9 protein-coding genes are annotated in these 6269 nt (G+C 46.4%); 5 read left to right on the top strand and 4 right to left on the bottom strand.

Features of this window, described 5'->3' with window-relative positions:
- Window positions 1-4 precede the first annotated feature (4 nt).
- The 4 genes from K6C05_RS01370 to K6C05_RS01355 all read right to left on the bottom strand — a co-directional run bounded on the left by K6C05_RS01370 (window position 5) and on the right by K6C05_RS01355 (window position 2568).
- Window positions 5-454, bottom strand: a complete 450-nt coding sequence (locus K6C05_RS01370; protein WP_296730528.1) for a JAB domain-containing protein — start codon at window positions 452-454, stop codon at window positions 5-7.
- Between the two features lie 69 nt (window positions 455-523).
- Window positions 524-691 carry a DpnD/PcfM family protein gene (locus K6C05_RS01365; RefSeq protein ID WP_296730526.1) on the bottom strand — a complete coding sequence of 56 codons (168 nt, stop codon included), beginning with the start codon at window positions 689-691 and terminating at the stop codon, window positions 524-526.
- Between the two features lie 2 nt (window positions 692-693).
- Window positions 694-1644 (bottom strand): lambda-exonuclease family protein, encoded by a 951-nt coding sequence (locus K6C05_RS01360; RefSeq protein WP_296730524.1) that lies wholly within the window; start codon window positions 1642-1644, stop codon window positions 694-696.
- A gap of 90 nt (window positions 1645-1734) precedes the next feature.
- Window positions 1735-2568 carry an ArdC family protein gene (locus K6C05_RS01355; protein ID WP_296730523.1) on the bottom strand — a complete coding sequence of 278 codons (834 nt, stop codon included), beginning with the start codon at window positions 2566-2568 and terminating at the stop codon, window positions 1735-1737.
- Between the two features lie 762 nt (window positions 2569-3330).
- Here K6C05_RS01355 and K6C05_RS01350 point away from each other — a divergent pair.
- The 5 genes from K6C05_RS01350 to K6C05_RS01330 form a co-directional block, all read left to right on the top strand.
- Entirely contained in the window at window positions 3331-3549 is a 219-nt protein-coding gene (locus K6C05_RS01350; RefSeq protein WP_296730521.1) for a helix-turn-helix transcriptional regulator, read from the top strand.
- A 2-nt stretch (window positions 3550-3551) separates the two neighbouring features.
- A complete protein-coding gene (locus K6C05_RS01345; protein WP_296730530.1) occupies window positions 3552-3773 on the top strand; it encodes a helix-turn-helix transcriptional regulator in 222 nt (73 codons plus the stop codon).
- Between the two features lie 2 nt (window positions 3774-3775).
- Window positions 3776-4213, top strand: coding sequence for an RNase H1/viroplasmin domain-containing protein (locus K6C05_RS01340; RefSeq protein ID WP_296730519.1), 438 nt, complete (start codon window positions 3776-3778; stop codon window positions 4211-4213).
- A gap of 384 nt (window positions 4214-4597) precedes the next feature.
- A complete protein-coding gene (locus tag K6C05_RS01335) occupies window positions 4598-5788 on the top strand; it encodes a hypothetical protein (protein WP_296730517.1) in 1191 nt (396 codons plus the stop codon).
- A gap of 299 nt (window positions 5789-6087) precedes the next feature.
- Window positions 6088-6269: hypothetical protein (locus K6C05_RS01330; RefSeq protein WP_296730516.1), on the top strand; the 182-nt coding region annotated here is incomplete at its 3' end.

The following is a 6269-nucleotide window of genomic DNA, read 5'->3' as shown; positions in this document are numbered from 1 at the left end:
TGGCTTACAACATGCCTTTTTCTTTTAAGCTGGTGAAGCGATGGTGACCAATGATAATATGGTCAAGCAGAGGTATATCGAGGACTTGGCCAGCTTTTTTTACGCGTTGCGTAATATCTATGTCCTCACGGCTGGGGTTGGTTTCGCCACTGGGATGGCAGTGGGCTAGTATAATGGATGCTGCATTGTGAAGAATGGCTCCCCGGTAAATCTCCCGGCAATGGGATATGCTGGAGTTAATGCTACCACGGGTTACTTCCATTACACCGGTAACCTTGCCCTGATTGTCGAGGATGATTTCGGCGACAACCTCCTGAGCTTCGTTTTCAAGGTCGAGGACGGCATTGATAATGTCAGCAGCATCTTGTGGACCATGGACATATCGGTTATCAATGTCATAACGATGATTGGATTCACGGACAAGCTTAATTTTGGATACGGAAATGGTGATCATGATAAATTCTCCTTTCAGCATAGAAAATGCCGCTGGCTCCTATGAGCACAGCGGCACAGTTTTTGTAGTTTAAGACTTTACGATATCGATGGTCGTATCTGTCCAATCTTCGCCGGACAGGATAATATTGCAATCATCGTAACTGGCAATGACGCTTTCTAAAGCATCCTGGGCAGAATCAGCAGTTACGACAATATCCCGGGTAAGGGTTTCGGTTATACGGATGATATGTTTCATGATTATTTATCCTCCTTCGGGGCAGTGATGGTAAAGCGGCGATAGGCAGTGGCTTTCGTGTACTGGGCCACAAGGTCTGGATGTTCTGCTTTCAGTTTGGTGGTATCCAGGCGGCTGGTACTGCTGCTTTTCCAACGGACAGAATAACCGGCCGGGGTTTTACCGCATTCAGCATCCTTCATAATGGCTTTGAGACGGTTTTCCGCTTCGGCTTTGGCGGTCTTTAGCTGGTCTTCCAGATTCTTACAGTCCTCGATGTTGGCTATGAGCTGGTCTGCTTCACTGGGCAGGATGATGCTGGTGCCATTAGATTTAGGGTATAAAGCGGATAAGGCTTTATCGGAAGTGGCATCAGCCAGCGGGGGCGTCTGGGGCAGGACATGGTTATTCCAGAAATTGGCCTCCATGGCTATGATGGTCTGGATAGTCTCGGTATCGCGGTGAACTTCCTCATAGCGGAACTCGTTGCCGCCGATAAGGACAGCGATGTAGGCTTTGGGGAGGTCACAGACAGCAAGGTAGTGCTGAAGCTGAATGTAGTATTCTTGGGGCAGCCCGCTTTCCCAGTCCTTAGCAGCGAAGCCGTTGGCTGTTTTGATTTCAAGGAGGCTGACGGCGCCATCCGCTTCGTGAACGATGCCGTCAATATTGGCCAGCATGAAGGGGTATTCCTTGTAGTAGAACATGTAAGGGACAGTCTCTACTTTGAGGCCGGTACGCTTACGGAATTCTTCACGCAATACTGGCTCCATTACCCGGCCCCAGTACATGGCCTCGGTATCTTTCTCCGCAATGGTTTCGGCGGTCTTGTCCAGATAGATATCTAAGGGGCCACGCCATCTGTTGAGACCACAGACGGCAGCTGCATCGGAGCCGCCAATACCTTTCTGGCGTAGTTTGAGCCAATCCTCATGAGACAGGTCTTCGATTCGGGCGATAACATTTTTTGACATTTTGCATTCCTCCAGTTAAAATGATGATGGTTGTATAAGGAATAGCCTAATAGCTTGGCGGAGCTATTAGGCTATTTTGGGTTTTATGGGTCATACAGCGGCGAGCTCCAATTCGTCCTCGGATACGTTGAGCACAGTGGTGACAATCTTCTCCACATCGTTAAGGACCGAGAACATCTCCTGCATGATGCTGCTATGGCCATGTTTCTTGGCATAATGCTCGATGTAATCAAAGCCTTGGGCTTCAAAGCCGTTTATGCCGGCAATGTTGGCGAGCACAAGGGCAGAAAACTCCGCCACTATTTCTGACTTGGCATCATCGTAGACGCGGAGGTCAACGAAAGTAGCGTGGATGGCATGGGCCAGCTCGTGGTAGTAGACAATGGCATCCTGGCTGCATAGCTGGATGCTGTTGGTGTTGATGCTGTACTTGCCCAGATATTTACCGGCTACGGGGCGATAGGATACGTTGATTCCCAGCTTATCCGCGGCATCGAAGAATGTGGGAGACTGACTGGGCCTATATTCATGGTCATAAGGCAAGGGGGCCCCATCCGTATCCTCATAGCGGAAGACAGGGATGGGGCGATAACCTTTGATGATGATTTTCTCAATGTCCTCGCCTGTCAGCTTGTCCTTGCCCGTTACTTTGTAGGCCATGGGCGCAAGGATATGGATGGCTTTTGCGCCTTTTTTTACCTGGCGGCCGGCAGCTTGCCATTGTTTATAGCCGCGGGCATCAGTGGTCCCTTGAAGCATTTGCAGGATGCGGTTACCAATGCTCCAGCTATCTGAGGGAATAATGTCTCCGGGATGGCGGTGGATGATGGAGAAGGCTACCCGTTCTGGAAGTTTCCCCGTGCGGAACATCTCCATGAGCTGGTCTACGGCATCCTTGATAATCTCGTCATTTGTTTTCTTCATTTTGAATCCTCCTTTGTAATCAGTGAACTGGCTGGTAGATAGTATCTATCGGCGGTGAACGTGGCATAGTAGATGCTCCTTTCTTTTATGGGCAATAGAAAAGGCCGCCTGCTTTTAGCAGGCGGCTTATTTTGTATGTGCAGTTTTATGGACCAGGGATGTGGCTATTAAGGGCCAGCGTCCAAAGAGCAATATATTACTCCAGGCTAGGTTAATGTCACCCTAAACTAGGTATTGTTACGCTAAGGTCAATTAGATTAATAGTATTGGCTTATTTTGTATGTAAATTAAACACAAATCACCGTAAAGTGTAAGATGTTAAATATAATATGATACGTATTTTATAAATATACTTATTCTGAGATAGCATTAGCTATTGTGGCGTAACAATACCTAGCTTAGAGTGACATAACTGTACTTTTTCTTGTGGGCCATGGCATGTGGCTATTTTATGTGACTTGGCAAATATATCGTTCCTGGCGGGCCAGGGGGGCTTGTCGGCGCACGGACCATTGCAAAACGGATGTTACTCTTGTAGGGGCGGCCATAAATGCTTAATCAACTACCCCCGGGGGGCACAGAAAACAGCAAGAGCTCTCCAGGGAGGTTACTAGGTGGTGCCGTAGTCGGTGAGCATTTTTGGCTCCTATATGGTTGCATAGCGCGAAATATGTCATCGCTGAGGTTTAATAGTGCAAGAGCTGCAGGTAATACATTAATAAAGGCGCCCGCGAGAGGAGCCTAGAAAGAGAGGAAAATTTAATGGAAAGCATAAATTTGAACTGGCTGCGTCGGGCACGGCGGCAAAGACATCTAACTATTGACCGCGTGGCAGAACTGGTGGGCAGAGACAGAACTACGCTTTGGCGATATGAATCTGGCAGCACGCCCTTAACCGTAGATATGTTATTCAGGTTACTGGATATATATCAGCTGTCGATACTGGATGTTCTGGTAAAGGAAAGCGGTGGTGACCATTGATTGTGTTTGACCCGGGTATGCTGAGGCAGTGCCGCAGAAAACTGAAGCTAAAGCAGGATGATGTAGCGAAGGAACTCTGCAAGGCGCCAGGCTGCATCAGTAAGCAGGAAAACGGAGAGATGCGTGTGTCGGCCGATGATCTGGCGGCTTACGCAAGTATCTATGGGGTAAGTGTTGGTAGCTTTTACAAGGAGACCATTGAATATAAGAAAGTGGAGGTTTAACAATGGCAAAAAAGTATTATGCGGTAAAAAGAGGTCGTAAGACTGGGATATTCGAATCGTGGGCAGAAGCCTGTAAACAGGTAAAAGGCTTCTCAGGAGCGCATTACCAAGGTTTTAACTCTCGTGAAGAGGCAATGAAATTCTTGGAGGAAAGGGAAACGGTGGTATTTCTGGCGCCGCCAATATATGCTGTGGCCATAGGCTTGGTTCCAGGAGTATATTATTCCTGGGATGAGGCGAAGATACAGATTGATGGATTTAGCGGCGCTAAATATCGTAAATGCAGGACGCAGGAAGAAGCAGAGGCATTTATTGCAAAGTATAAAGTACCTGTTTCTGACTTGGCGGCAGAGGCGCGTATAGCCGAAGAGAATTGGAGAAAGAAAAATTGCATTCCTTTTAATCGGAGTGTAAGGCATAAGCATAGGCATATCAAGTAGGCTGAAGATGATGCGGTCCACCCCGGGGGCAGCCTCTGTCATGAAGCTACTGGCTTTAGATTGCCAAGACCAATGGTGCCGTCGATAGTGTAATTATGCATTGGGAGACCGGAGAGGCCGTTCAGCGACGGCCAGTAATCGAGCAGAGCTACAAGATGGCCATAGAGCTTATCCAGTACAAGCGTCGTGAGGCTGCTGGATTAATTTGAAAAAAATTTCCTTAGCCATGTGATTAAAGCCAAGTAGATAGTTCCAGAGGATAGAGAGATTATCACACAAAAATTTACCTACTTAAACCCCTGAAAAGCATTGTAAAATATGGGGTTAAGAGGTATACTTGTTTTTGCGATAATCTCTCTTTTACTATCTACGAGGTGACATTATATGGTTCATACATTCGACATTGGCATGCTATTCTGGGGACGCACTGAGGCCCTGGAGCTCATGAAAATGTTAAGATTTTCCAAACGTTCTATCAATAGATTCGATATAAAAGGCTATGCCGAAATAGATGGTATATCAGCTGTACACAAAGGCATCAAGGAAGTCACCATGACCAAATGTATGGAAAAGATTGCCGGCAAAAAGAAAAATCAAGGTAATTGCATCGGATATAGCTTGAGGATTCAAATAGAGCCCTGGCTGTTAATCACGCGGCAACCAAGCATAGAACTGTTTGAATGCACGGAGGACAACATAAGCAGGCTCATCGATGTATTCCGGGACTTTATGGCCCCATACGTACAGGACACAGAATACGCATATCTGGCTGATTTGCTAAAATGGAATTGCCGCCGGATTGATTATACCCACAACATCCACTTTAAGGATAAGCGCGATGCAGATACCTTCTATCGTTTGTCCAAGAGGACTTCCTTGCACCAGCGCACCAAGGTCAAGAGACGCAAGGATGAAGCAATGTTTGCACAAAGTACTGCTGAAGGAAATCTTTCCAATAAAGCTGTATTTTACGATAAGCGGGCCCAGATAGAAGAAGACTATGCCGGCATGAATGAGGATGATCTGGATGACCTGATGGAAGCGGCGGAGAATGTTATTCGCTACGAAATACAGTGTTATAAAGGCAAGGTAAGTACCATTAAGAGAAAGTATGGTCTCCCAGACCGTTCGATAGTAAGATTTCTCGATGAGGATATCGCCAACGAGTTACTGTTCAAACGGTACGAGACCTCGATAGGTTATGGTGATTTCTATGAGCTTTCGCGGGCAAAGTCACGTATTATGCACTACGATGGTACATTGAGTAATAATCAGCCTATAACTGATTTAATGCGGAAAAGACTTATCCAATTCATGCAGATGGTGGCCCAGGTTCGTGGATTAGATGCGGCCAGACAATGCTTTCAGGAAGGATGCATAATCAAGAATAGCAAACCCCAGATACTGGTAAAGGGCTCGGATAATACGTTCTTGACCAGGATTAAGGATTTGTTGGCCATGGGAATCAATCCTGTCCCGATACCTCGGCCTGGGAAAAAGAAGAATGCGGCAGGCGAGGTAACCAAGACGTATGATTATCCCCGGGAGTTGGAGAATCCCATTCATTCATGGTGAAAATAATAGGTCTACCCATAGAAAATCCTCAAAAAAGTACCATTTTGTAAAAACGGAAAAAACGAAGCGGCCAGGAAATTTTCTTGCTCAGGAAGTCTCCTGGCAATCTTTATATGATGGTCATTGCGGGCAGTGCAGCAGTACTGTGTGAGCGGCGAAAATCCTAGTGTAAATACCGCGCATTGGGGTGGTAACTTATTATATTCACTGCCCAGAGCGATAACTTATCGATTTACATGACCGGGAAGCAAGTGTTATAATTAAATCGATAAATTATCGCTTCTAAGAGAGGTTAATGAATGGATAAATTGGACTTCAACGAAATGGTGCAAATGGCTCGGGCGGGCAATAAAGATGAGCTGGCTGCAATGTCGCATGATTTACTGGTTGAGTTTGCTGTCAGGCTTTCTAAACGTTATGAAGCGGAGTGTGGCCAGTACAGTAAGCAAATGGATGTTGTCGAAAATTTACATAGAGAACT

This window comes from Anaerovibrio sp. (genome assembly GCF_024697385.1).
Taxonomy (GTDB): domain Bacteria; phylum Bacillota; class Negativicutes; order Selenomonadales; family Selenomonadaceae; genus Anaerovibrio.
Note: the sequence above shows the minus strand (reverse complement) of the source record. Positions and strands in the feature narration are given on the sequence as shown.

What these genes read in the sequence shown, in the direction of transcription:
- K6C05_RS01365 (WP_296730526.1), bottom strand. Translation starts at nt 691, where the DNA reads ATGAAACATATCATCCGTATAACCGAAACCCTTACCCGGGATATTGTC.
- K6C05_RS01335 (WP_296730517.1), top strand. Translation starts at nt 4,598, where the DNA reads ATGGTTCATACATTCGACATTGGCATGCTATTCTGGGGACGCACTGAG.
- K6C05_RS01350 (WP_296730521.1), top strand. Translation starts at nt 3,331, where the DNA reads ATGGAAAGCATAAATTTGAACTGGCTGCGTCGGGCACGGCGGCAAAGA.
- K6C05_RS01340 (WP_296730519.1), top strand. Translation starts at nt 3,776, where the DNA reads ATGGCAAAAAAGTATTATGCGGTAAAAAGAGGTCGTAAGACTGGGATA.
- K6C05_RS01355 (WP_296730523.1), bottom strand. Translation starts at nt 2,568, where the DNA reads ATGAAGAAAACAAATGACGAGATTATCAAGGATGCCGTAGACCAGCTC.
- K6C05_RS01360 (WP_296730524.1), bottom strand. Translation starts at nt 1,644, where the DNA reads ATGTCAAAAAATGTTATCGCCCGAATCGAAGACCTGTCTCATGAGGAT.
- K6C05_RS01370 (WP_296730528.1), bottom strand. Translation starts at nt 454, where the DNA reads ATGATCACCATTTCCGTATCCAAAATTAAGCTTGTCCGTGAATCCAAT.